Source organism: Niabella sp. ZPM-14, assembly GCF_055693045.2.
Map to the genome: position 1 here is coordinate 1882545 of NZ_CM181148.1, position 22978 is coordinate 1905522.

General features: G+C 47.1%; 20 protein-coding genes. 16 read left to right on the forward strand and 4 right to left on the reverse strand.

Annotated elements, in window-relative coordinates; translation table 11 throughout:
- Positions 1 to 37 precede the first annotated feature (37 nt).
- The 7 genes from ACU37H_RS08005 (at position 38) to ACU37H_RS08035 (ending at position 5137) form a co-directional block, all read left to right on the forward strand.
- On the forward strand, positions 38 to 1075 hold the full coding sequence (locus ACU37H_RS08005) for a sensor histidine kinase (protein ID WP_472702050.1): 1038 nt from the start codon (positions 38 to 40) through the stop codon (positions 1073 to 1075).
- Positions 1072 to 1809, forward strand: coding sequence for a LytR/AlgR family response regulator transcription factor (locus ACU37H_RS08010; RefSeq protein WP_472702049.1), 738 nt, complete (start codon positions 1072 to 1074; stop codon positions 1807 to 1809). Before ACU37H_RS08005 ends, ACU37H_RS08010 begins: the two co-directional genes overlap by 4 nt.
- Before the next feature lie 176 nt (positions 1810 to 1985).
- Positions 1986 to 2315 carry a YegP family protein gene (locus ACU37H_RS08015; protein WP_472702048.1) on the forward strand — a complete coding sequence of 110 codons (330 nt, stop codon included), beginning with the start codon at positions 1986 to 1988 and terminating at the stop codon, positions 2313 to 2315.
- A 171-nt stretch (positions 2316 to 2486) separates the two neighbouring features.
- A complete protein-coding gene (locus tag ACU37H_RS08020; protein ID WP_472702047.1) occupies positions 2487 to 3095 on the forward strand; it encodes a DUF2975 domain-containing protein in 609 nt (202 codons plus the stop codon).
- A 56-nt stretch (positions 3096 to 3151) separates the two neighbouring features.
- Positions 3152 to 3691, forward strand: coding sequence for a DUF2975 domain-containing protein (locus ACU37H_RS08025; protein WP_472702046.1), 540 nt, complete (start codon positions 3152 to 3154; stop codon positions 3689 to 3691).
- Between the two features lies 1 nt (position 3692).
- The gene (locus tag ACU37H_RS08030) at positions 3693 to 3917 is read left to right on the forward strand and encodes a helix-turn-helix domain-containing protein (protein WP_472702045.1); all 225 of its coding nucleotides are present in this window, start codon (positions 3693 to 3695) and stop codon (positions 3915 to 3917) included.
- A 53-nt stretch (positions 3918 to 3970) separates the two neighbouring features.
- Positions 3971 to 5137 carry an ATP-binding protein gene (locus ACU37H_RS08035; RefSeq protein ID WP_472702044.1) on the forward strand — a complete coding sequence of 389 codons (1167 nt, stop codon included), beginning with the start codon at positions 3971 to 3973 and terminating at the stop codon, positions 5135 to 5137.
- A gap of 70 nt (positions 5138 to 5207) precedes the next feature.
- Here ACU37H_RS08035 and ACU37H_RS08040 read toward each other — a convergent pair whose 3' ends face one another.
- The gene (locus ACU37H_RS08040; protein WP_472702043.1) at positions 5208 to 6488 is read right to left on the reverse strand and encodes a PQQ-dependent sugar dehydrogenase; all 1281 of its coding nucleotides are present in this window, start codon (positions 6486 to 6488) and stop codon (positions 5208 to 5210) included.
- A 164-nt stretch (positions 6489 to 6652) separates the two neighbouring features.
- Positions 6653 to 7939, reverse strand: coding sequence for a phosphoribosylamine--glycine ligase (purD, locus tag ACU37H_RS08045; RefSeq protein ID WP_472702042.1), 1287 nt, complete (start codon positions 7937 to 7939; stop codon positions 6653 to 6655).
- A 238-nt stretch (positions 7940 to 8177) separates the two neighbouring features.
- Here purD and ACU37H_RS08050 point away from each other — a divergent pair, with 238 nt between their 5' ends.
- Together ACU37H_RS08050 and ACU37H_RS08055 are read left to right on the forward strand one after the other, a co-directional pair.
- On the forward strand, positions 8178 to 9980 hold the full coding sequence (locus ACU37H_RS08050) for a peptide MFS transporter (RefSeq protein WP_472702041.1): 1803 nt from the start codon (positions 8178 to 8180) through the stop codon (positions 9978 to 9980).
- A gap of 62 nt (positions 9981 to 10042) precedes the next feature.
- Complete coding sequence (locus tag ACU37H_RS08055) at positions 10043 to 11506, forward strand: peptide MFS transporter (RefSeq protein ID WP_472702040.1); 1464 nt, start codon at positions 10043 to 10045, stop codon at positions 11504 to 11506.
- A 65-nt stretch (positions 11507 to 11571) separates the two neighbouring features.
- Here the strand turns inward: ACU37H_RS08055 and ACU37H_RS08060 are convergent, their stop codons facing one another.
- Positions 11572 to 12480: a hydroxypyruvate isomerase family protein gene (locus ACU37H_RS08060; RefSeq protein WP_472702039.1), complete on the reverse strand. Its 909-nt coding sequence runs from the start codon at positions 12478 to 12480 to the stop codon at positions 11572 to 11574.
- Positions 12481 to 12620: 140 nt separating this feature from the next.
- Between ACU37H_RS08060 and ACU37H_RS08065 the strand changes: the two genes are divergently transcribed.
- The 3 genes from ACU37H_RS08065 to ACU37H_RS08075 all read left to right on the forward strand — a co-directional run bounded on the left by ACU37H_RS08065 (position 12621) and on the right by ACU37H_RS08075 (position 15619).
- Entirely contained in the window at positions 12621 to 13559 is a 939-nt protein-coding gene (locus tag ACU37H_RS08065) for a formylglycine-generating enzyme family protein (RefSeq protein WP_472702038.1), read from the forward strand.
- 145 nt (positions 13560 to 13704) lie between these two features.
- Positions 13705 to 15021: a Gfo/Idh/MocA family protein gene (locus tag ACU37H_RS08070; RefSeq protein ID WP_472702037.1), complete on the forward strand. Its 1317-nt coding sequence runs from the start codon at positions 13705 to 13707 to the stop codon at positions 15019 to 15021.
- Between the two features lie 97 nt (positions 15022 to 15118).
- A complete protein-coding gene (locus tag ACU37H_RS08075) occupies positions 15119 to 15619 on the forward strand; it encodes a YdeI/OmpD-associated family protein (RefSeq protein ID WP_472702036.1) in 501 nt (166 codons plus the stop codon).
- Between the two features lie 8 nt (positions 15620 to 15627).
- Here ACU37H_RS08075 and mfd read toward each other — a convergent pair whose 3' ends face one another.
- Complete coding sequence (gene mfd / locus ACU37H_RS08080; RefSeq protein WP_472702035.1) at positions 15628 to 19035, reverse strand: transcription-repair coupling factor; 3408 nt, start codon at positions 19033 to 19035, stop codon at positions 15628 to 15630.
- Between the two features lie 335 nt (positions 19036 to 19370).
- Here mfd and ACU37H_RS08085 point away from each other — a divergent pair, with 335 nt between their 5' ends.
- The 4 genes from ACU37H_RS08085 to rbfA all read left to right on the forward strand — a co-directional run bounded on the left by ACU37H_RS08085 (position 19371) and on the right by rbfA (position 22901).
- Entirely contained in the window at positions 19371 to 19541 is a 171-nt protein-coding gene (locus ACU37H_RS08085) for a helix-turn-helix domain-containing protein (protein ID WP_472702034.1), read from the forward strand.
- A 319-nt stretch (positions 19542 to 19860) separates the two neighbouring features.
- A complete protein-coding gene (locus ACU37H_RS08090; protein WP_472702033.1) occupies positions 19861 to 21210 on the forward strand; it encodes an alpha-L-fucosidase in 1350 nt (449 codons plus the stop codon).
- Positions 21200 to 22369, forward strand: coding sequence for a glycerate kinase (locus ACU37H_RS08095; protein ID WP_472702032.1), 1170 nt, complete (start codon positions 21200 to 21202; stop codon positions 22367 to 22369). The genes ACU37H_RS08090 and ACU37H_RS08095 overlap by 11 nt, the downstream gene beginning before the upstream one ends.
- 160 nt (positions 22370 to 22529) lie before the next feature.
- Positions 22530 to 22901 carry a 30S ribosome-binding factor RbfA gene (gene rbfA / locus ACU37H_RS08100; RefSeq protein ID WP_472702031.1) on the forward strand — a complete coding sequence of 124 codons (372 nt, stop codon included), beginning with the start codon at positions 22530 to 22532 and terminating at the stop codon, positions 22899 to 22901.
- The last annotated feature ends 77 nt before the right edge of the window (positions 22902 to 22978 follow it).

The window sequence follows — 22978 nt, forward strand, 5'->3', positions numbered from 1 at the left end:
GTCAACTATGAACCCTATATCATAACCCTGATCAATAATGCCTTCTCCCTTATCGGAAAAACGATTTATCGGTTCGCTTATCGCCGGATGGATCCTGCTGATCATCCTGCAGGCGCTGATCCTGCACCGGCTCAATTTCCAGCTCAGCATTGCTTTGGTGGATAGCTTCCTGAGTATTTCATTGTTGTTTCTTGCAGGGCTTTTGGTCTTAAATATCACCAAGTATTATCTGCCGACTACCTATCAATATGTGGGCGTAGTGGCCTCTTCTCTGATCCTGGCGGCGCTTTGGCTGCTGGTTTCTAACAGCTTTCTTAAAATTATTTTCACCGGGGAGACCGCCTATCTGCCGTTCTTACACAATTCGCTGGTCATAAGATTTGCATTCGCTTTCCTGGTACTGACGATCATTACCATTGCCTCCATCCTGTGGTACAACTGGCAGGAAAAACAAAAAGAGGCACAGAGAAAGTCCGATGTAGAAGCCCTTTCGCGGGAAGCGGAGTTATTCAAACTCAGGCAACAGCTTCAACCGCATTTCTTATTCAACAGCCTCAACTCGATCAATGCGCTCATCGGCCTTGATCCGCAGCTGGCACGGAAAATGGTGCAGCAGCTTTCAGACTTCCTGCGCGGCACGCTTAAAAAAGAAGAGTCGCAAATGGTAAGCCTGGAAGAAGAAATAGGATACCTCAATCTATATCTTGAAATCGAAAAGGTACGTTTCGGCAACAGGCTGCAGACCAGCATTAACATTAGTGACGGATGCAAGCCAGCCTTGCTGCCAACGCTTTTATTACAGCCGATCGTAGAGAATGCCATAAAGTTCGGGCTGTACGACACAACCGGCCAGACATTGATCACCATCGATTGTCGTTCGGATGGAAATGAGCTGATCATCAGCGTGAAAAATCCATTTGATCCGGAAACGTCCATGCCCAAAAAAGGCACCGGGTTCGGATTATCTTCCATTAAGAGAAGATTATATTTGCTCTTCGCAAGAAATGATCTGTTAACGACCGCGGTGCACGACACAATTTTTGAAACAACTGTTAAAATCCCTCAGCAGCAATGAGTAAAGTAATCATTATAGATGATGAGTTCCTGGCCAGGAGCATGGTTAAAGAATACCTGAAAAAACATCCCCAACTCGAAGTGGTGGCGGAATGCGGCGACGGCTTTGAAGGACTGAAAGCCATACAGGAACACGAACCCGACCTGATCTTCCTCGACATACAAATGCCGAAGATCAGCGGATTTGAAATGCTCGAGCTGGTGGAAAACCCGCCCGCGGTCGTGTTTGCCACGGCCTTTGACGAATATGCGATCAAGGCTTTTGAAGCGCATGCTATTGATTACCTGCTGAAGCCTTTTGACCAGGAACGTTTTGATAAAGCAGTGGCCAAGTTTGAGGCCCAGAACCGGCCTGCTATGGCCGAGCAGACCAAAGAACTCCTCAACGATGCCCAACTGCCCGGCAGCAACACCCGCATTGTGGTGAAAAACGGCAGTAAGATCAAGATCATACCGGTGCAGGAAGTGCTATACCTTGAAGCTGCAGATGACTTTGTGAAGATCTTCACCAAGGACGGCTATTTTCTGAAGAATAAAACGATGGCATTCTTCGAATCCTTTCTTCCGGCGGATATGTTTGTACGCAGCCACCGTTCGTTTATTGTCAACATCCAGGAGATCACCCGCATCGACCCTTATGAAAAAGATGGCCACGTAGCCGTATTAAAAAACGGCGCCAAAATAAATGTAAGCCGCAACGGGTACAGCAAATTAAAAGGAGTACTAGGATTATAGTGATCCGCAGAGTTGTTGGGATGTATCACATTTTTCCTCTTTTCTATTTTTGCTTCTTGCGTATTCTCTTTGAGATTTCTGAGATAAAAACACAATAAAATCGAAAAAAGTAATGCACCCGATTTGTTTACTTGAAATATTTTAAGCATATTTACGGTAAACAAAAGCAGCTTACTATGGGAAAATTTGTAATCTCTATCCGGAAAAACGACGACTACCAATTTAATTTACATGCCGACAATGGCCAGGTGATCCTCTCCAGCCAGGGCTATTCCAGCAGGGCCGCCTGCGAGAATGGCATTGCATCTGTTAAGACCAATGCGCCTGACAACTCCAAATACGAATTGCTGGATGCTGTCAATGGAAAGTTTTACTTCAATTTGAAAGCAGGCAACGGGCAAGTCATCGGCACCAGCCAGATGTACGAAAGCCGTCAATCGCGCGATAACGGCGTATCCTCGGTAAAAGCCAATGCGCCCGATGCCAGTGTAGAAGAAAATAAATAACCGGCTTTACAGAACATCAAAATTAGCGCTGATGATCTATCAGCGGCAGGGGTCTTGCATGTGTCGAAGACAGGAACATTACGACTTTCAAAATAAATTTATTGAATTACAATAAATTTATTTTGTTTATTGATAATACACTCGTAGCTTTGGCATTAAAAATAATTACTCATGAATGCCAGAACCTCTATCCGCATCTTACTGCCGATCAGCACCATCGGCTACTACGCCTTGATCTTCTTAACTGCAGGCTTCCTGATCATTTCCCTGCTTAACATCGCAGGCTTCCGCAGCGTGCCATCTACCAAGAGTTACGATGTCGTGGCTTTTGGCGTAAAGAGTGAAGGCGATACGCAGGCTGCGAAAAATGCAACGTCGTCTTATACCAGGATCTTAAATCATTTTAAGTACAATGTGCGGTTGAACAGCCCATCCGGATATTATAACGTGGCCATTACCCTTTTTTACATGTGCCTGGGCATTCTGACGCTTTGGTATTTCCGGAGCATTTTGAAAGATGTATCTGCGGAGCGGCCTTTTCACAGTAAGATTGTCCGATACATGCATATATTGGCTTTCCTGTTTATCGGCAATGAGTGTCTGAAGATCGTTGATTATTTTATCAAGAAGCAGATTCTGCAGCAAGAGTTCCCGGGTATGTTTTTCAGCCCGGCGGTCAATATCGGCAGCGGGTTCATCATCGGGCTGATACTGTTTGTAGTAGCCTCCGTATATCAAAAGGGCCTGATGATCCAGCAGGAACAGGAACTTACTATCTGATCCGCTCCCGAGAAAAGCGACCATTCATCGCAAGTGAACACTTCAAACTCCCGTCAATGAAAACAACATTTATACTCAGGGTTCTCCAGGTGATTGCCTGGATCATATTTGCCGGCCTTTGTGTGCAGGCCGGAGGCTTACTTACCAATGCCATCTTCGTCCTTGTCCGACCAGAAACTGTTCCTTATTTGTGGCAGGAAGCGGACCTGACAGCCCTATTCAACTACGACCATCAATACTTCCTGGCACAGGTAGTAACGATGGCAATCACTGCTTTGTTGAAAGCTTATCTTTTTTACCTCATCATAAAAATGCTTCACAATAAGAAGCTCGATCTGGCAAGACCTTTCACCCGCCAGGTCACACATTTTATTTCCGGGGCAGCGTTTCTTGCCTTATTGATTGGCCTATTTTCGGCGTTCGGCAGTAAGTATGTTTATTGGCTGAAAGGCGGGGGGGTACCCATGCCCGATTTACAAGATCTGAACCTGGCCGGCGCTGATGTGTGGTTGTTCATGTGCGTTACCTTGTTTGTAATTGCACAGGTGTTTAAAAGAGGGATTGAACTTCAAACGGAAAATGAATTAACGGTGTAGTATGGCAATTATAATTAATCTTGATGTGATGATGGCGAAGCGTAAAATGTCGCTTAACGAGTTAAGCGAGCGGGTAGGCATTACGCTGTCCAATTTATCCATTCTCAAAAATGGCAAGGCCAAAGCCGTCCGCCTTGAAACGCTGGACGCCATTTGCAAGGCGCTGGATTGTCAGCCGGGCGACCTTTTAGAATACAGACGCGAATCATGGAAAACACAACCATGAAAATTAAAAATTAGATTTACAATTTTCATGGTTAGTTAGTATCTTTAAGTATCATGATAAAGCGGATACTTATCAAGAAGGTACACGAGTTGTTGAAACAGTTTCCCGCTGTTGCCATCCTCGGTCCCAGACAAGTGGGAAAAACTACTTTAGCAAAAACAATCGTAAAAAATCTTGCTAAAGAAAGCGTTTACCTTGACATTGAAAGGCCTTCGGACAGATTGAAGCTCTCCGACCCGGAAACTTATTTACAGTTTCAAAAGGATCATTGCGTCATACTGGATGAGATCCAATACATGCCTGAACTATTTAACGTACTTCGATCCCTCATCGATGATAGCAAAAAGCCGGGACGCTTCATTATAACGGGCTCCGCGTCGCCAGACCTCGTAAAAGGCGTCTCCGAATCGCTGGCCGGCAGAATCGCTTACATAGAATTGACACCCATAGGTCTTACTGAACTACCCAAAAGCATTTCTTTACAAAAGCATTGGTTCCGGGGTGGCTTTCCCGATGCTTTAACTGCAAAAACCGAGAATCTCAGCAGAGACTGGATCGACAACTTCATAAGAAGTTATATAGAACGGGACTTGAACCAACTTTTTCATATCAACCTGAACGCCTCACTAATCCGGAATTTTTGGCGGATGCTTTCATATAATAACGCAGCTCTTTTAAATGCTGAGAACTATGCCCGGGCCCTTGGCGTTACAAACCCTACCGTGCATCGTTATCTTGACTACCTCGAAGGTGCTTACTTAATACGAAGACTGCAACCCTGGTTTATCAATGTTAATAAACGGCTTGTCAAATCTCCTAAGATCTATATACGCGACAGCGGACTGCTGCACAGGCTTGCCGGCATTGAAACAGTGGATGAGTTAAGAGGAAATGTTCTTATCGGGGCATCATGGGAAGGATATGTTATTGAACAGATAGCCCAGGCGCTTTCCCCAGGCATCTCCTTATTTTTTTACCGCACCCACAACGGTGCCGAAATAGACCTGGTCCTGGTAAAACGAAATAAAGTTCAGGCCGCTATCGAAATAAAAACCAGCACACAGGCATCGGTATCACGTGGCTTTTACGAAAGTATAGAAGCATTAAAGCCACCTAAAAAATTCATCATTACGGCCTATGGAGACGTGTATCCCGGGAAGGATAACGTTATTCATTATAACTTAAAACAGTTTTTGGAGCAGGAACTGCCCAAAATATAAACATGAAAATTGCAAATCTCATTTACAATTTTCATGGTTAATAATATTGAAGACCTAATGTCTTTTTTTACTATTTCGCGCTTACTTTCCAGATAATACCTGAGGTATCATCATTTACCAGCAAGGAGCCGTCTGTAGCAACCGTAACGCCCACCGGCCTTCCATATACTTCGCTCTTTTCTTCGCTGGCAATAAAGCCGGTCAAGAAATCAACCGGTGGCTGTGGCTTGCCTTTAACGAAGGGAATAAAGACGACTTTATATCCTGAGAGTTTGGAGCGATTCCAGGAACCATGCTGACCGATAAAAGCCCCGTTTTTGTATTTCGCCGGAAACTGGCTGCCTGTATAAAACGTCAAGCCTAACGAAGCCGTATGCGGGCCCAGCGGCACATCAGGAATGATGGATTTTTTCACCAGGTCTTCATGCGGCTCTTCTTCCCAGCGGGGATCCCTGACCTTTCCATAATAGCTGAACGGCCATCCGTACCAACCGCCCCGCTTTACGCTGGTAGCGTAATCCGGCACAATATCGTCACCCAGACCATCCCGCTCGTTAACTGCCGTCCAAAGCGCTCCGGTAACAGGGTTCCAATCGAGTCCCACCGGATTGCGTAAGCCGCTCGCATATATTTTCAAACCGGAGCCATCAGGATTTGCTTCATAGATCAGGGCGCGTCCTTCTTCCTTTTCGATGCCCTGCTCGCCGACGTTACTGGCAGACCCTACGGTGATGTATATTTTATTTTTTGCTTTATTAGTAATGATATTCCGTGTCCAGTGGTTGTTATAGCCGCTGGCAGAAAGCGGGATGATCTTTTCCCCCTCCCCTTTAAGACTGGTGGCACCGGGTTGATACGGATAGCGATAAACGCCATCTGTATTGGCGACGTAGAAATAATTGCCCAGCACCAGCATTCCGAAATTGCGGTTCAGTCCTTCGATAAACACATGTCGTTCATCTACCGATCCGTCTTTGTTCAAATCTCTCAGCAGCGTGATCCGGTTGGCGCTTTTACGCGTACCCGCTTCTGCAACAAAATAATCACCATTCGGTGCAAGGTAGGTCCAGCGCGGGTTTTCCAGCTTGTCAGCAAAGCGCGTAACAGTAAACCCTTCCGGTGCTTGCGGTGTGCGTCCCTCCGGCCAATCAATGGTCTTACTGTTCTTGTTAGCCGACTCTGTTTTAAAAGGAGGTTGTAATACCAGCGGGCCTACAGCGGTTTTTACCGTTACCGGCGATTGTTCCGCCCACTTCTTCTTCGCCTCATTATTGATCTTGCCCTGAGCAGATACAGCGGCAGGCAGGATCGCCAGCAGCAGCAGGGGCATCGTATTTTTTAACCGGGTCATAATAGAAATTTGAATATTTAATAGATGATCCAAGTATTTCGGATGAAGACTACGACGCTCGTCTGAACGCCATTCCACCAGTTTATGCCGGAGGGGCCTTATCCGAGCAAGCAATATTGATGCCATCCCGATTGCGAAAGAGCGGCGGCCCGGCAACAAAGAAATTACGCGCCGAATTCGTAGCCAATATCTTTCCGGAAATACATATCATCAAACGAAATTCCGGAGAGCGCTTCCCTTGATTGGGCTACAGCGCCCGGAATATCATCAGCAAAGGACGTCGCGCATAACACGCGGCCACCGCTGGTAACGATATGATCATCTTTGGCTTTTGTCCCTGCCTGGAAAATGATAACCTCCCCCGGCGCTTCCGAAGGAGGGGGGAAAGTAATTTTATATCCCTTTTCAAACGCGCCCGGATAGCCGCCGCTGACAGCTACCACCGTCGCCGCGCTGCGTTTGTCGGTTTCAATCGCAACCTGGCTCAACCGGTGCTCCGCCGCCGCGAGACAAAGTTCGGCCAGGTTATTTTTCAGACGCGGCATGACCACTTCTGTTTCAGGATCGCCCATGCGGCAATTGTATTCGATTACGTAAGGTTCGTTGTTCACTTTGATCAGGCCAATAAATACAAAGCCGGTGTAGTTGATCTTTTCCTGTGCTAAACCTGCAACCGTCGGCTCAATGATCTTGCGGGTCACTTTTTCCATAAACTCAGCTGACGCAAACGGCACAGGGCTTACAGCGCCCATGCCACCTGTGTTAAGGCCGGTATCTTTCTCACCGATCCGTTTATAATCTTTTGCTTCGGGCAACAACACATATTCTTTGCCATCGGTCAGGATGAAGACACTCATCTCGATCCCATCCAGGAACTGCTCCACCACCACCGTCTTACCCGCCTCACCAAACTTGGCCTGCACGAGCATCGCTTCAAACTCGATAATTGCATCGGCATGCGTCTGGCAAATCACCACGCCCTTACCTGCTGCGAGCCCGTCTGCTTTCAAAACGATCGGCAATGAATGTTCCTTCAAATAATTAACGCCTTCTTCAAACTGGGCAGCAGAAAATTCCCGGTAGGCAGCAGTGGGGATCTGGTGCCGTTGCATAAAGGCTTTGGCAAAGGCTTTGCTGCCTTCCAGCTGAGCGCCAAACTGGGAAGGGCCTATAAAATGGATATGCTTCAGCGCATCTTTTTGAAAATAGTCCCAGGCGCCCTTTACAAGCGGCTCTTCGGGACCTGCAATCACCATATCGATTTTTTGCTGAAGGCAAAACTGGCCCAACGCTTCAAAATCAGTCACTGCAATATCAATATTAGTACCGCATTGTGCAGTGCCCGGATTCCCCGGTGCGATAAACAGCTCATGTTGTCCCTGCCCTCTTTCCTTGATATTCCAGGCCAGTGCATGTTCTCTTCCACCGCCTCCGAGTATTAATATATTCATTTCTTATGCGTTTTTAGTGGGCGTGAAGGTAACAAAAAGAATTACCGGGCGCAAGGTTGGTGGCCGGTAAAATATTCAGAAAGTTACCTTTAGCAGTATGCGCGTGTGGGCCGGAGCAGCTGAAGCCTACAAAAAAGGGGTTGGCGATCAAAATCGTGCAACACCCCCTATATTTGCCCTGTTGCATTTGCTTACAGGTAAATTATTATATTTACCAATATCGTTAAAAAAAATTAATATGTCCGCAACCGAAAACGACTTTTTTAAGAGCCGCGTATTGGGTCATCCCTCAGGCCTGTTTGTATTATTTTTTACGGAAATGTGGGAACGGTTCTCCTACTATGGCATGAGGGCACTGCTTGTATTATTTCTCACTTCATCTCTTATAGGCGACAATCCAGGCTGGGGATGGCCGAGGGAGCATGCATTGGCCTTATACGGATCCTATACGGCGATGGCCTACCTGACCCCGATCCTGGGAGGCTATTTTGCTGATAAGATCCTCGGATACCGGTGGGCAGTGGTTTTGGGCGCGTCGCTAATGACCCTGGGACACGCATCGATGGCCATAGAAACGGACAAGGCCTTTTTATACATCGGGCTGGTATTGCTCGTATTGGGCAACGGTTTCTTTAAACCCAACATGACTTCCATCGTCTCTGAGTTGTATAAAAAACATCCTGAAAAAAAAGATGGCGCCTACACGATCTTTTATATGGGCGTGAATTCAGGATCATTCCTCGGTATGTTGTTGTGCGGCTATCTCGGTGAGAACGTGGGATGGAGTTACGGATTTGGTTTAGCCGGTATCTTCATGCTGGTGGGTATGCTACAATTTTATTTCACCCAGGGAATCTTTGGCAATGTGGGACTAAAGCCTAAGAAGGCGGCTGACACTGCTGCTGCTCCTGAAGTTGCAGAATCTGTGGAAGCGGTTATTGCAGAAAAACCAGCCGTCGGCGACATTGATAAAGTAAAGATCAATCCTTTTTCAAAGTTAGACCTGGTGCTGATCGTACTGGTTTCTGTGCTCGGACTGACGTGGGTGATCAACGATCCGGTGTCTAAAATATCATCTTTCAACATGTTCCCTTTCAGTGTTGGCAGCCTCGACGGAAGCAATTTTGTCGTACTGGTGGCGCTGATCTTGTTTGTGCTGGTGCTGTTCAAAAGAATTTTTCAATATGAGGCACTGTTGCGCGACCGGATGATCGCGATTGTGGTACTGGCCTTTGTTTCGATGTTTTTCTGGGCATCGTTTGAGCAGGCCGGAGGCTCTATGAGCATTTTTGCAAGAGATTATACAGACCGCGTGTTAACGGATCATAGCAAACTTATTTTCAATATTGTGAATACGCTGATCGTGATCATCCCGATGGTCGTGATCACTTACGTGCTGCTGAAACTATTCGGACAAACCTTTAAAAATTATGCTACCGGTAACCTGATCCTGGCAATAGGCTTTGCTATCATCTGGATCCTGGTGATTTATATGCTCTACAACCAGTTCATTGCCGCAGCTACCGAAGTGCCTGCTTCCTGGTTTGGCTCTTTGAATGCTTTGTTCATTATTACGCTGGCACCGCTGGTGTCCAAAATTTGGGAAAGCCGCTTCAATCCGCCGGCGACAGTGAAGAACGGCTTAGGCATGATCCTGCTGGGGATCGGCTTTGGCGCATTAGCGTTTGGCGCATCAGGCATCCCGGTAGGCGCCAAGGTAGCTTCTGTCAGCATGATCTGGCTGGTGATCGCTTATCTGTTTCACACGCTTGGCGAACTGTTTGTATCACCAGTGGGTCTTTCTTATGTGAGTAAGCTGGTACCGGGACGCATGGTGGGCATCATGTTCGGTATCTGGTACCTCCAGATGGCTATCGGTAATAAACTCGCAGGCACCATGGGCGGTATGATCGATGAGATCACCACCAAATATTCCATGCAAACCTTCTTCCTGATCTTCACATTGATTCCGATAGGTCTGGGCGTCCTGATCATGCTGCTTACACCCGTCATGAAAAGGTTAATGCACGGCGTTAAATAAATTATTTTACTTTTAAACAACCAGTCCTAAACATTGCTTTAGGACTTTTTTAATTGGACTATATGACCCAAAGAGCCGTAGGCAAACAGCCCCGCCAGTTGTATCTCTTATTTTTTTCCGAAATGTGGGAACGCTTTTCCTTTTACGGGATGAAAGCCTTGCTGATTGCCTACATGGTGACCGAGCTGAAATTTGATGAGCCCAAATCTTATGGGATCCTTGGCGCTTACTCGGCCCTCGTGTACACGATGCCCATGCTGGGCGGTATGCTGGCAGACCGGTTCCTGGGCTATCGCCGCGCGGTGATCTATGGTGGTGTGTTGATGACCATCGGGCACCTGGTGCTGGCGCTACCGCAGGAGTGGAGCTTTTTTTACGGTATGGCCTTTATCATTTGCGGCAACGGTTTTTTCAAACCTAATATTTCAAGCCTCGTGGGCACTCTTTACGAGGAGAATGATCCTCGGCGCGACAGCGGCTTCTCTTTGTTTTACATGGGGATCAATATCGGCGGAGCGCTGGGCGGACTACTATGCGGTTACGTAGGCCAGGTGATCAACTGGCATTATGGATTCGGACTGGCCGGTATTTTTATGGCAGTCGGATTGATCGTGTTTTTGTTGGGTCAAAAATCTCTCGGACACCGGGGATTACCACCTAACCTGTTGGCGCTGCAAAAAAGAATCGCCGGCGTTAACCAGGAATACCTCATCTATCTTGCCTCCTTGCTGGTAGTGCCCATTGTAGTGGCGCTTTTCAACCGGCACGAGATCATGGACTACTTCATGAGCATTCTCGGTATTGTGGCCGTTGGCTACGTGTTGTGGGAAGCCTTCCGGATGGAGCCGGCAGAAAGAAACAAGCTGATCGCAGCGCTGTTCATGATCATCTTTTCAATATTGTTCTGGGCATTTTACGAGCAGAACGCCGGCTCGCTGAACTTGTTTGCCATGCGTAATGTGGATATGAACGTCATGGGCGTGGAACTGGCGCCCCTGGCCGTTAATAATTTTTTACCGCCGGGTTGGGTGGTAGTGCTTAGCTTTTTCTTTGCCTGGCTGTGGACCTGGCTGGCAAAAAGAAATGCAGAGCCTGCTACACCGGTTAAGTTTGGATTTTCGTTTGTCTTTATGGCCATCGGCTTTCTGGTGTTCTACCTGGGCTGTCTCCATGCGCAGGCGGGCCTCATCAGTCTGATCCCCTTCATCATGGGCTATATGTTTATTATCGCGGGAGAGCTTTGCCTCTCGCCTATCGGCTTATCGATGATCACCAAGCTTTCGCCCGTGAGGATGGTCGCAGTGATGATGGGTATCTGGTTCTTTGCAAGCGCCGGCGGCGAGTTCCTGGCGGGGAAAATAGGCAAGCTGATGAGCGTGCCTTCGGCGGTACAAAATAATGCGATCGCTTCGCTCCCTTATTACGCTACCATATTGAAGCAAATTGCGATTGCATCTGCTGTTGCAGGGGCATTAATACTGCTCTTATCTCCGCTCGTGAAAAGGTGGATGGGTAATGTTAAATAGTTGATGCCGATAATCTATGGACTATGGACCATGGACTATGGTCTATATTCCATGGTCCATCGCTCCTACATAAAATCATCCACCTCCCTGTAAGCCTGTACGAGCCTTTCCTCACCCGCCTTGCCGGGTTGCGAAATGCCATGCTCCATGCCTACCACACCTTTGTATCCTTTCTCGTGTAAAAATTTGAATACGTTTTTATAGTTGACCTCACCTGTTGTCGGTTCTTTACGGCCGGGGTTGTCACCCACCTGTATATAAGGAATCTCATCCCAGCAGAGCTCCATATTCTTAATGAGGTTGCCTTCATTTTTCTGCATATGATACGCATCGTACAAGATCTTACAACTCGGGCTATCCACAGCTTTGCAAATCTCGTAAGTCTGTGTGGAATATCTCAGGAACAAGTCGGGCGTATCACTGAGCGGCTCGAGCACCATCACGATACCATGAGGTTCAAAGATCTCGGCACCGCGGCGCAGCGCTTCCACAACGTTGGCGGTTTGTACCGCCAGAGGCAGTGATCTTTCAAAATCACCCGGAACAACCGTCACCCATTTGGCATTACAGCGTTTAGCTATCTCTACAGATTTCCGGCAGCCATCGAGGAAAATATCGATATGTTCCTTCTTCTTAGCAGCCAGGGTATTCGCACCGTTCCCACCTTTGGGCACTACAAAAACACCCATCCGCATACCCAGCTTGGAAAGGGTTTCCCCGATCTTACTTTGCATGTCGGGCGACCTGCCGGCCATGCCGTTGTCCTCTATCGACCTGAAACCGCGATCATACATATACTTGATCTGATCGATAAAATCTTTACCGCCGCTATTGGCAAACATGCCATCGTGTGGCGCATAGTCGAGGTGAAAGGGCTGATCTTTCCATTTTTGATTATTGCTGAAACCGGTTGAAGTGACAGCGAGGGCGCCGGTTGAGAGCACAGTTTTCTTTAAAAATGACCTGCGTTGCATCGTTACGTTTTATTTAATAAAATGCTTTCTGTTGAAAAATAAAGGAAAATAGATACCGGAAAATAGCAAAACTTGGCGATCCAACCTAAACAATCGTTTGCACAACATTTTTTTCCCGTTAGTTTTATATCTTTAAGGCCATGCAATATTCTCTTGTAACGATGTGTGCTGTGATTGCCCTCTCCAGTGCGCATGCCCAAAATGTTTCTTTTGAAAAGTACGAACAAGCCATTCCGGGATCAAGCATCCGTTTTACGATGGTACCGATAAAAGCAGGGAGCTTTGTAATGGGAAGTGAAGTGGAAGCGGATGAGCGTCCGCCCCATCAGGTGAACCTTAGCGCTTTCTGGATGGGCGCCAAAGAGGTGACCCACGATGAATTTGGATTATACCTTAATGATGAAACCTACGCGGAAAACAGTGAGGTAGATGCTATATCCCGCCCGTCAAGGCCTTATGTAGATGTTACGCTTGGAATGGGAAAAGAAGGTGGTTTCCCTGCCAATAGTATGAAGCAACATGGTGCGATCATGTATTGCAAATGGCTATATGAAAAGACCGGTGTGTTTTATCGACTTCCTACGGAAGCTGAATGGGAATATGCCTGCCGCGCCGGATCCAAAACGGTTTATCCCTTCGGAAAGGACAGTGCGCAATTAAAGGACTACGCGTGGTACAGTGCTAACAGCGAAAATAAATATCACAAAACGGGTCTTAAAAAACCCAATGCCTGGGGATTGTTCGACATGCTGGGCAATGTGCAGGAATGGGTGCTCGACCAATATGCCGAAGACGCTTATGGCAAGGCCGGAAAAGGAGCTACAGACCCGGTGAACACCCCGACCACCAGACATCCTTTGCTAGTGCGCGGTGGTGATTATGACGATCCTGCTGACAAACTAAGAAGCGCCAATCGCGAACCTTCTGATCTGATCTGGAACAGAAGAGATCCCCAGATTCCTAAAAGCAAATGGTGGAACGCAGATGCCCCTTTTGTCGGGTTCAGACTGGTGAGACCTGTAAAGCAACCGACGAAAGCCGAAGCTCAGCAATTTTTTGATACTTACCTGAGCTTGTAGGCCTCGGTTGGAACGGTCGTTGAATGATAGTTGAAGAGTGGGTTCAGAATTGCGAAGCATTGTATCCGGAAATGGTAACCCATCATTCAGCCTTCTTAAGCTGACGTAACGAATACTTCATACATTAAACATCAAAATAAAAAAGATGGACAATAAAACAACTCGTAGAAAGTTTGTACAACAATCCGGTTTGCTTGCCGGTGGCCTGATGGCCGCACCTCTTCTCAGCAGGGCCAATTTCTTTTCCGGCGCTGCGGGTACCATAAAAATTGCATTAATCGGATGTGGCGGCCGCGGAACGGGCGCTGCATTTCAGGCCCTGAGCACTAAACAAAACGTGCAGCTGGTGGCGATGGCAGACGCTTTTAAAGATCGTATCGACAGCTGCTATAAAGCGATTACGGGCAACCTGGCGGAGAACGGACTGGACAAAAGCCGCGTGGATGTTCCGGAAGAAAGAAAGTTTGTAGGCTTCGACGCTTATGAAAAAGCGATCGCGCTGGCAGACGTGGTCATACTCACCACACCTCCGGGTTTCAGACCGATCCATTTTGAAGCAGCAGTAAAACGCGGCAAACATGTATTCATGGAGAAGCCGGTTGCGACCGATCCTGCAGGCATTAAGAAAGTACTGGATGTAGCGGAGATAGCTAAACAAAAAAAGCTGAACGTAGTAGTCGGGTTACAAAGAAGGTATCAAAACTCCTATCGCGAGTTATTTAAAAATAAAGACCTGATCGGCGACATCACTTCCGCACAAGCGTGGTGGAATAATGACGGCGTGTGGGTGAAAGAGCGCGAAGCGGGCCAGACAGAGATGGAATATCAGATGCGCAACTGGTATTATTTTAACTGGCTGTGCGGTGATCATATCGTAGAGCAACACGTGCACAATATCGATGTGATCAACTGGTTCAAAGGTGGTTTCCCTGTGAAAGCACAAGGCATGGGCGGTCGGCAGGTACGCACCGATAAAAAATACGGAGAGATCTTTGATCACCATTTTGTGGAGTTTCATTATGCTGATGGCAGCATCCTGAACAGCCAGTGCCGCCATATTCCGCGCACCATGAGCAAGGTGGATGAACTGATCGTGGGCACTAAAGGAAAAATTTTCGGAGACGCCGCCGTAATAAAAGACCATACCGGCAAGACCTTGTTTGCTTTTGATAAAAAGAAAGAAAACAACCCCTACCAGACCGAGCACGACGAATTGTTTGAAGCGATCGCGAAGGGTGAATACAAATTTGATAACGCAGAATACGGCGCATTGAGCACACTGACCGGTATTGTAGGACGTATGGCAACCTATAGCGGACAGGTGATCGATTTCGAAAAAGCACTGAACAGTGGCATTGATATCATGCCGAAGAAATACAGCTTTGACGCAACCCCGCCTGTTGTTCCCAACGCTGACGGAAGCTATCCGATAGCAGTTCCCGGCAAAACGAAATATATGTAAGCATACTGCTTATGATCTTTTTAAGACCTGCTTCCCGGCAGGTCTTTTATTTTATTCAACTTTGGAACATCCTTTAGTACTTTGCAAAAAAAACGCCATGGGAAAATTGCCTGTACATCAATTTCATGCTATTCTGGAGATCATTGGTATCAACCCGTATGTCCCCGTCCCCGATGATATACTTACAGCAGTTTTTAAACAGGCCGGTAAAGACAAAGGCCCTATACCGGTTAAAGGCACCGTTAATAAACAACCCTACCAGCAGACTTTGTTAAAATACCAGGGCGACTGGAGGTTATATATTAACACGACCATGTTAAAGGATTCTCCGAAACGCATCGGCGAAACCCTTGATATCACGATATCTTACAACACTTCTCCGCCAACCGTCACTGCTCCACCCGCATTCCTGAAGGCGTTGCAGCAAGATAAAGAGGCAGCATCTGTGTACGAATCACTCCCTCCCTCACTGCAAAAAGAGATCACCCGGTATCTCGCCGGGTTGAAGACAGAGGACAGCCTCAACAGGAACATACAACGCGCACTCAACTTTTTAAAAGGCAGGGAACGATTTATTGGTAGAGATGAACCGAGGTGACTGAGTGGCTATTTAGGAATAACAAAGGCATGCATCTCCGCCAGGAACTCACGCAGCTCCGTCATGGATGGAATCGGTTCAGCAATCAGCAGGAATAATTTGCCGGTCTGTTTTAACCGGGCCTTATTGGTTTGTGTTTGCAGGTATTCAATGATCTTCTGGAAAATATCCGATTCGAAATAAGGAGAATCCGGACGATTGATGAAGTGACAACGCAGTGTCTCATTTTTGAGACTCATCTTTTCAAAACCCAGGTCTATCGCCAGCTTGCGGCATTTGACGGTTTCAAACAGGTCATCTACCTGCGCAGGCACCGGTCCAAAGCGGTCCGCCAGTTCATCATGCATGGCCTGCAGTTCTTCATCATTTTCACAGTTATCCAAACGCTGGTAGAGCGACAGCCTTTCGGTGATATTCTCAACATACTCATCCGGGATCAAAATTTCCAGGTCTGTATCGATCGTACAATCGTGGACAAAATCATCCTGCTTGCTGATCTCTTCTTTAAACAGATCTTTAAACTCCGTACGCTTCAGTTCGCGGATAGATTCGTCCAGGATCTTTTGGTACATTTCAAAACCGATCTCGGCCATGAATCCGCTTTGTTCTCCGCCGAGCAGGTTTCCTGCCCCGCGGATGTCCAGGTCGCGCATCGCAATCTGGAAGCCGCTTCCCAGCTCACTGTGTTGCTCAAGGGTCTGAAGCCGCTTCCGCGAGTCGCTGGGCAATGTGCTCATCGGCGGTGCCAGCAAATAGCAGAAGGCCTTTTTATTACTCCGGCCCACACGACCCCGTAACTGGTGCAAATCACTCAAACCAAAATGATGCGCGTTGTTTACGATGATCGTATTGACATTCGGTATGTCTACGCCGCTCTCTACAATATTGGTACATACCAGCACGTCATATTTCCGGTCGATAAAATCCAGGATTTTTTCTTCCAGCTTATGCCCTTCCATTTGCCCGTGGGCGTAGCTCACTGACAGATCGGGACATAGACCCTGTATCAGCGTAGCCATCTCTGCCAGACCCGCCACCCGGTTGTGAATGAAAAACACCTGTCCGCCCCGCTCCGTTTCAAAATAAATAGCGTCCCGCACAAAGTCTTCATTAAATACCTGCACTTCCGTCTGGATGGGTTGGCGGTTGGGCGGCGGTGTATTGATAATACTCAGATCCCTTGCTCCCATCAGCGAGAACTGTAAAGTACGCGGGATCGGCGTTGCCGTCAAAGTCAGGCAATCCACCGTGGTACGTATCGTCTTTATCTTTTCCTTGTGGGCCACACCAAACTTCTGCTCTTCGTCCACGATCAATACGCCAAGGTCTTTGAACTTCACATCCTTCCCGATGATACCATGCGTACCGATCAGGATATCGATCTTGCCGGCCTTCAGCTTTTCGAGCGTTTCCTTCTTTTCTTTCGCAGTCTTGAAACGATTGATAAAATCTACCGTTACCGGGAACTCTTTTAGTCGCTCGCTGAAAGTTTTATAATGCTGAAACGCGAGAATCGTGGTCGGAACGAGTACCGCAGCCTGTTTACCGTCAACACATGTCTTGAAAGCCGCGCGGATCGCGACTTCTGTCTTTCCAAAACCTACATCGCCGCAAATCAACCGGTCCATGGGCGAAGAGGACTCCATATCTTTTTTTACATCAGCAGTAGCCCGGCTCTGGTCAGGCGTATCTTCATAAATAAATGAAGCCTCCAGCTCGGTTTGCATGTAATTGTCGGGCGTATGCGCAAAGCCTTGCTGGGCCTTACGTTTAGCGTACAGCTTGATCAGGTCAAACGCGATCTCCTTAACCTTGGCTTTGGTCTTTTCCTTTAACCGGTTCCATACATCACTACCGAGTTTATTGACTTTCGGCACGCTGCCGTCTTTGCCCGTATACTTAGCTATTTTATGGAGCGAGTTGATATTGACATAGAGTACATCTTTGTCTTTATAGATCAACCGGACGGCTTCCTGCAATTTGCCGTTGACGTCCATCTTCTGTAACCCGCTATAGACGCCCACTCCATGATCTATATGCGTGACATAATCGCCGGGCTGCAGCTCACGCAACGTGCGCAAGGTGATGGCTTTATTTTTATTATACGCTTGCTTGACCTTGTATTTGTGGTACCGTTGAAAAATTTCGTGGTCGGTATAACAAACGATTTTAAGATCATCATCAATAAAACCCTGGTAAATAGAGAGCGAAACCGGGTTGAATACAAGCTCCGCTTTCAGATCATCAAAAATGGTCTGGAGCCGCTGAAGCTGCTTAGGGTTTTCAGAAAAAATATAAATGTTATAGTTCTTCCGCTCTTTTTCTTTGAGATCTTTGATCAGCAATTCGAACTGCCGGTTGAACGCCGGCTGTGATTGGGTGTTGAATTCAAATTCCTCTTTGGCATTATAATCATTCCCGCCAAAATGCACGACCGGCCTGCGTTCTATCGACTTCAAAAAGTCTTCCGAATTAATAAAATCATCCACAGAAAGATCTTTCCTGATCAGTTTATCTTCATCTCCACTCGCGGAAACGGATGGCGTGGGATAGGCTTCTAAAAAATAGTTGAGCTCTTCAACATTGTCCTTGAGCCGTTCTTCACACAGTTCCCGGTCCTGCAACCAGATAGTCGTGTTATCGGGCAGAAAATCGAATAGTGACGTTCTCTCTTCCGAAGTAAACTGTGTGTCCACATTGGGAATGATAGACACGGAAAGCAGCTTTCTTTCGCTCAGCTGTGTTTCAGGATCAATGATACGGATAGAATCAACCTCGTTCCCAAACAGCTCAAAACGGTAGGGTTTCTCATTCCCAAAAGAATAGATATCAAAGATCCCTCCGCGCAATGCATATTGACCGGGCTCGTACACGAAATCGCTGCGCACAAAACCAAAGCTATCCAGCTTCAGCAACAGCGCGCCAATATCAATACTTTCTGAAGTTTTGATATGAATAATGTTATCTGAAAGCGTTTTGGATATGACCACTTTTTCAAACAGCGCTTCGGGGTAGGTCACCAGTATCTTCCGCCTCACTTCGCGTCCATCATTGCCGGAAGCGAGCTTGGTCAGCGCCTCGGTTCTCAACATGACGTGAGAGGCATTGAGGAGCCTGTAATTTTTTCTTGTCTTGAAAGAAGAGGGAAAATAAAATATATCCAGCGCGCCGGTGATATTTTCAAGCGTATTCTGAAAATAAGCTGCGTCCTCGGCTTCATTTAAAACGACCACATGATTGAGCTCGGGCGAATGGTGTGCCGCAGCCGCCACAACGAAGGGAACAGAGCTGCCGAAAAGTCCGTTGAGTGCGATAGACGAACCGCTTTCGGAAGAACGGGGCAATAGAAGGCTGGCCGCTATCTGGGAACAGCGGGGGTCATCCTGATAAAAATTCTGCAACACTTCCTGGCTCATCCGTGTGCAAAGGTACAGAAACTTTGGACTTTTTACCGGTGGAACCTGCCTTGATTCAGATCGGTGCGGCGTGGAAAATAATCCTGAAGTCGGAAAGATGTAAACGGTTTTTGAATGATAAGCATTTATATATATGTAACTTTCGAAGTATGTCGCTGCATAGAAAACAATATAAACGAAACGGTCACGTCAAAGAAACTTAGCCCTGTCCCCTTAGACATAATGATTGACAAACACATTGGAAACGTGGAACTAAAAAGCGCGAGGCATTTGAACAGGAGCTCAGAATTGACCTTCCGGGACAAGCTATAAGGCAGGCGAGACAAGAGCGTCAGTTGACTCAAGAGCCATTCGGCGACCTGGTTGGCGTGCAAAAAGCTCAAATCTCTAAAATTGAAAACAGTATGAAAAATGCACGCTTGGAAACGGTCCTGAAAGTGTTGGATGCGCTTGGTGCAAAGGTGAACTTCAGCGTGGGGCTAAACGATAAAAGTCTCATGTACTAACATGTTCCTGCCTACACATGCATGGGCCCGGAATCACTACCCACTCACGCATCTCGGTTATGTTTTACGCCCTCACAAAATATGATCGATACTCAGTCGTTCAGAACTGTAAACCAGCGGGATCAGCGAAAGAATTACCAGTAAACGTTTCATTTTCGTTATGTTTTGATGGTCAAATCGATGGGAGCCATTTCGTGATGCTCCTTCACGGGCGCTGCCTGGCGCCCCTGATTCAGGACGTTTTTAAAAAGCCATTCGTAACAGCAAACTGCAACTTTTTGCGGTTATATTTGACATTTATAAAAATTCTTTAACATTTATGCGTAAGATAACGGTCACTTTTGCTTTGCTGCTCTGTACCATTTTAACGTTCGGCCAGTATGAGCCCAACTGGAAATCTCTCGACGCCAGACCTATACCTGAATGGTTCACGAACGCTAAATTCGGCATCTTCATTCACTGGGGATTGTATAGCGTCCCGTCGTGGGCCACGAATTCTAACGCCGATGGCTTTGGCAGTAACTATGCCGAGTGGTATTGGGAGCGACTGAACAATGAAAAGCTGAAGATCCATAAAGAATTTGTTGACTTTCATAACAAAAATTATGGCCCGCAATTCCATTACCAGGATTTTGCCAGCATGTTCAAAGCAGAGCTGTTTGATCCGCAACAATGGGCAACCATCTTTAAAGATGCAGGTGCTAAATACGTAGTGCTTACCAGCAAACACCATGACGGGTTTGCGCTGTGGCCCAGTCGTGAGTCCTGGAACTGGAACGCCGCTACTGCCGGCCCTCATCGCGACCTGGCAGGCGACCTGAGCCAGGCAGTGAAAAAAGCCGGACTGCACATGGGCTTTTATTATTCCTTGTACGAATGGTATAATCCGCTGTATAAACAAGATGTACATCAGTATGTAGATGAACACATGTTGCCCCAAATGAAAGATCTGGTGACGCGTTACAAACCGGATATTATCTGGCCGGATGGCGAGTGGGATCAAAGCGACACCACCTGGCGCAGCCGCGAGTTTCTAACCTGGCTGTACAATGAATCGCCCGTAAAAAATACGGTGGTGACCAATGATCGATGGGGCGGTGGCCGCAACCATGGCGGCTTTAACACGACTGAATACGGCAGCGGGAACTCCAGCCTGGAAAGGCCCTGGGAAGAATGCCGGGGCATCGGTGAATCATTTGGTTATAATAGAAATGAAAACCTGGAACAATACCAGACCAGTAAACAGTTGATTCATATGCTGATCCATATCGTTTCGCGCGGCGGCAACCTGCTACTGAATATAGGCCCCGCAGCCGACGGTACCATCCCCGTGATCATGCAGCAGCGTTTAAAAGACATGGGCGACTGGCTAAAAATCAATGGCGACGCTATTTACGAGACCACCGCCTGGAAGGAAGCCCCCAAGCAAAAGGACACCACCGCTTTTTATACCCGGAAAGGAAATGACTTATACCTGTTGACCACCAGCTGGAAAAAACAAATCGCGGTACCTGGAGTTAAGGCCACGAACGTGACATTGCTGGGCTACAAGGGCAAAGTTGCTTTCGCTAAAAAAGGAAACAGCATCGCCATAACAGCGCCCAACCTTGCTCCGGGCGAGCATCCGGGACAATACGCGTGGGTCTATAAAATAGCTGATGCCTTTTAAGAATAAAGTACCGCATATTATCCTCGCCCCTAATGCTTTTAAAAACAGTCTTCCTGCGGACGAGGTCGCGCAGGCACTGCAGGAAGGTTGGAAAAGCAGTGGATTGCCTGGTACCATGGAAGCCTTGCCCGTTGGGGACGGAGGGGATGGCACCGGAAAATTACTTTCTAAATATTTAAAGACATACACCCGCTTTTACAAAACGGTCGATCCGCTGGGAAGGACGATCACAGCGCCTGTCTACTACACGAAAGATAAAAAGACCGCGGTTATCGAACTTTCTGATGCATCTGGATTAAAACTATTGACACCGGATGAATACGATCCGATGACTGCTTCCACCTTTGGCACTGGGATATTAATCAAGCGGGCGTTAAATGCACAAGTTTCAAAGATTATTTTAGCCATCGGCGGGAGCGCCACTGTTGACGGAGGTGCGGGATTATTGCAGGCTCTGGGTGTTCGGTTTTCAGACGAAGACGGGAACACGATATCCAATATTCCTTTTGAATTAGGATCGGTGAAAAGTATAGACCTGACTACAGTAAACAGGCGGCTGATGCGGACAGAGGTAGTAGTGATGTGCGATGTGCGAAATAAATTGTTGGGGAAGCATGGTGCCGCTCGTGTATTCGGGCCGCAAAAAGGAGCCGCAACAAACGATATCCCAAAGCTGGAACAAAACCTGGAAGCCCTTGATAAAGCGGTTTACAACATATCCGGGATCCATATGAGTTCATTGCCGCACAGCGGCGCTGCGGGCGGTATTGCGGCGTCGCTTGCTGCACTCTGCAACGCTACGTTGGTCAATGGCATTGACTATTTTTTAGACCTGATAGATTTTGAAGCCGCACTTCAAAAAGCGGATCTGGTTATTACCGGCGAAGGCGCCGTTGATCACCAAACGCTGCAAGGCAAGGCGCCGTATGGCGTGGCACTGTTGGCTAAAAAGGCGCACCTCCCGGTGATCATCGTTGGTGGCACCGTTGATGATACCGAAAAGAAATTGACACGTTATTTTAATCAGCTAATATCTATCAATAACAAAACGACCAGCCTGGAAACGGCAATAAAAAACACCAGGAAAAACCTGGTTCAGAAGGGAAGGGCATTGGCACTTCGCTATTTTGAAAAGCAGAAAAAACCTTTGAAGTTTTGAAAACCTTACAGGCCTTGCATGTCAGGCTTACAATCAAAGCGCGCTGTACACCGGCCAGACAGTATTCTACCCGGGTAAAGTAAAATGTGCCGTCGTCTGTTAAATGTGCCGCGCAAAACCTACAAAGTAGCTACTTTTACAGTAACAAAAACGAATGATCATGCAGGAAAGTAAACGTCAGAAACAGGTAGCCGGGTTATTGAATGAAGAGATGAATACTATTTTCCAAAGGCTGGGACTGAATATGGTCGGCGGCGGAATGGTATCTATTTCTTCTGTGAAAGTGACCCCCGATCTGTTGGAAGCAAGATTTTATTTGAGTTTTTTCCAGGTCGATGATAAAGAGGCCGCGCTGAAAAAAATAGAAGACCGCCACCATGAAATTAAAAAAGAACTGACCGCATCCGTAAGACACCAGCTGCGCAGCATGCCGGTATTGCGCTTCTTCGCGGATGATACACTGGATCATGTATTTCGCATGGAAGAATTGTTCAAGAAGATCGAAGAAGAGCGGAAAGAGAGAAACGATTAAGTCGAAAGTCTGATGTACGATGTCTGATATATGAATTTAAATGATGCTTCTGAGGTCAGACATCAGACATCATAAAT

Excerpts from the sequence above, each read along its gene's own strand:
- ACU37H_RS08035 (WP_472702044.1), top strand. The coding sequence starts at position 3,971 with ATGATAAAGCGGATACTTATCAAGAAGGTACACGAGTTGTTGAAACAG.
- ACU37H_RS08070 (WP_472702037.1), top strand. The coding sequence starts at position 13,705 with ATGGACAATAAAACAACTCGTAGAAAGTTTGTACAACAATCCGGTTTG.
- purD (WP_472702042.1), bottom strand. The coding sequence starts at position 7,939 with ATGAATATATTAATACTCGGAGGCGGTGGAAGAGAACATGCACTGGCC.
- ACU37H_RS08010 (WP_472702049.1), top strand. The coding sequence starts at position 1,072 with ATGAGTAAAGTAATCATTATAGATGATGAGTTCCTGGCCAGGAGCATG.
- ACU37H_RS08090 (WP_472702033.1), top strand. The coding sequence starts at position 19,861 with ATGCGTAAGATAACGGTCACTTTTGCTTTGCTGCTCTGTACCATTTTA.
- ACU37H_RS08015 (WP_472702048.1), top strand. The coding sequence starts at position 1,986 with ATGGGAAAATTTGTAATCTCTATCCGGAAAAACGACGACTACCAATTT.
- ACU37H_RS08025 (WP_472702046.1), top strand. The coding sequence starts at position 3,152 with ATGAAAACAACATTTATACTCAGGGTTCTCCAGGTGATTGCCTGGATC.
- ACU37H_RS08030 (WP_472702045.1), top strand. The coding sequence starts at position 3,693 with ATGGCAATTATAATTAATCTTGATGTGATGATGGCGAAGCGTAAAATG.
- ACU37H_RS08075 (WP_472702036.1), top strand. The coding sequence starts at position 15,119 with ATGGGAAAATTGCCTGTACATCAATTTCATGCTATTCTGGAGATCATT.
- ACU37H_RS08005 (WP_472702050.1), top strand. The coding sequence starts at position 38 with ATGCCTTCTCCCTTATCGGAAAAACGATTTATCGGTTCGCTTATCGCC.
- ACU37H_RS08020 (WP_472702047.1), top strand. The coding sequence starts at position 2,487 with ATGAATGCCAGAACCTCTATCCGCATCTTACTGCCGATCAGCACCATC.
- ACU37H_RS08065 (WP_472702038.1), top strand. The coding sequence starts at position 12,621 with ATGCAATATTCTCTTGTAACGATGTGTGCTGTGATTGCCCTCTCCAGT.
- ACU37H_RS08040 (WP_472702043.1), bottom strand. The coding sequence starts at position 6,488 with ATGACCCGGTTAAAAAATACGATGCCCCTGCTGCTGCTGGCGATCCTG.
- ACU37H_RS08050 (WP_472702041.1), top strand. The coding sequence starts at position 8,178 with ATGTCCGCAACCGAAAACGACTTTTTTAAGAGCCGCGTATTGGGTCAT.
- mfd (WP_472702035.1), bottom strand. The coding sequence starts at position 19,035 with ATGAGCCAGGAAGTGTTGCAGAATTTTTATCAGGATGACCCCCGCTGT.
- rbfA (WP_472702031.1), top strand. The coding sequence starts at position 22,530 with ATGCAGGAAAGTAAACGTCAGAAACAGGTAGCCGGGTTATTGAATGAA.
- ACU37H_RS08060 (WP_472702039.1), bottom strand. The coding sequence starts at position 12,480 with ATGCAACGCAGGTCATTTTTAAAGAAAACTGTGCTCTCAACCGGCGCC.
- ACU37H_RS08095 (WP_472702032.1), top strand. The coding sequence starts at position 21,200 with ATGCCTTTTAAGAATAAAGTACCGCATATTATCCTCGCCCCTAATGCT.
- ACU37H_RS08055 (WP_472702040.1), top strand. The coding sequence starts at position 10,043 with ATGACCCAAAGAGCCGTAGGCAAACAGCCCCGCCAGTTGTATCTCTTA.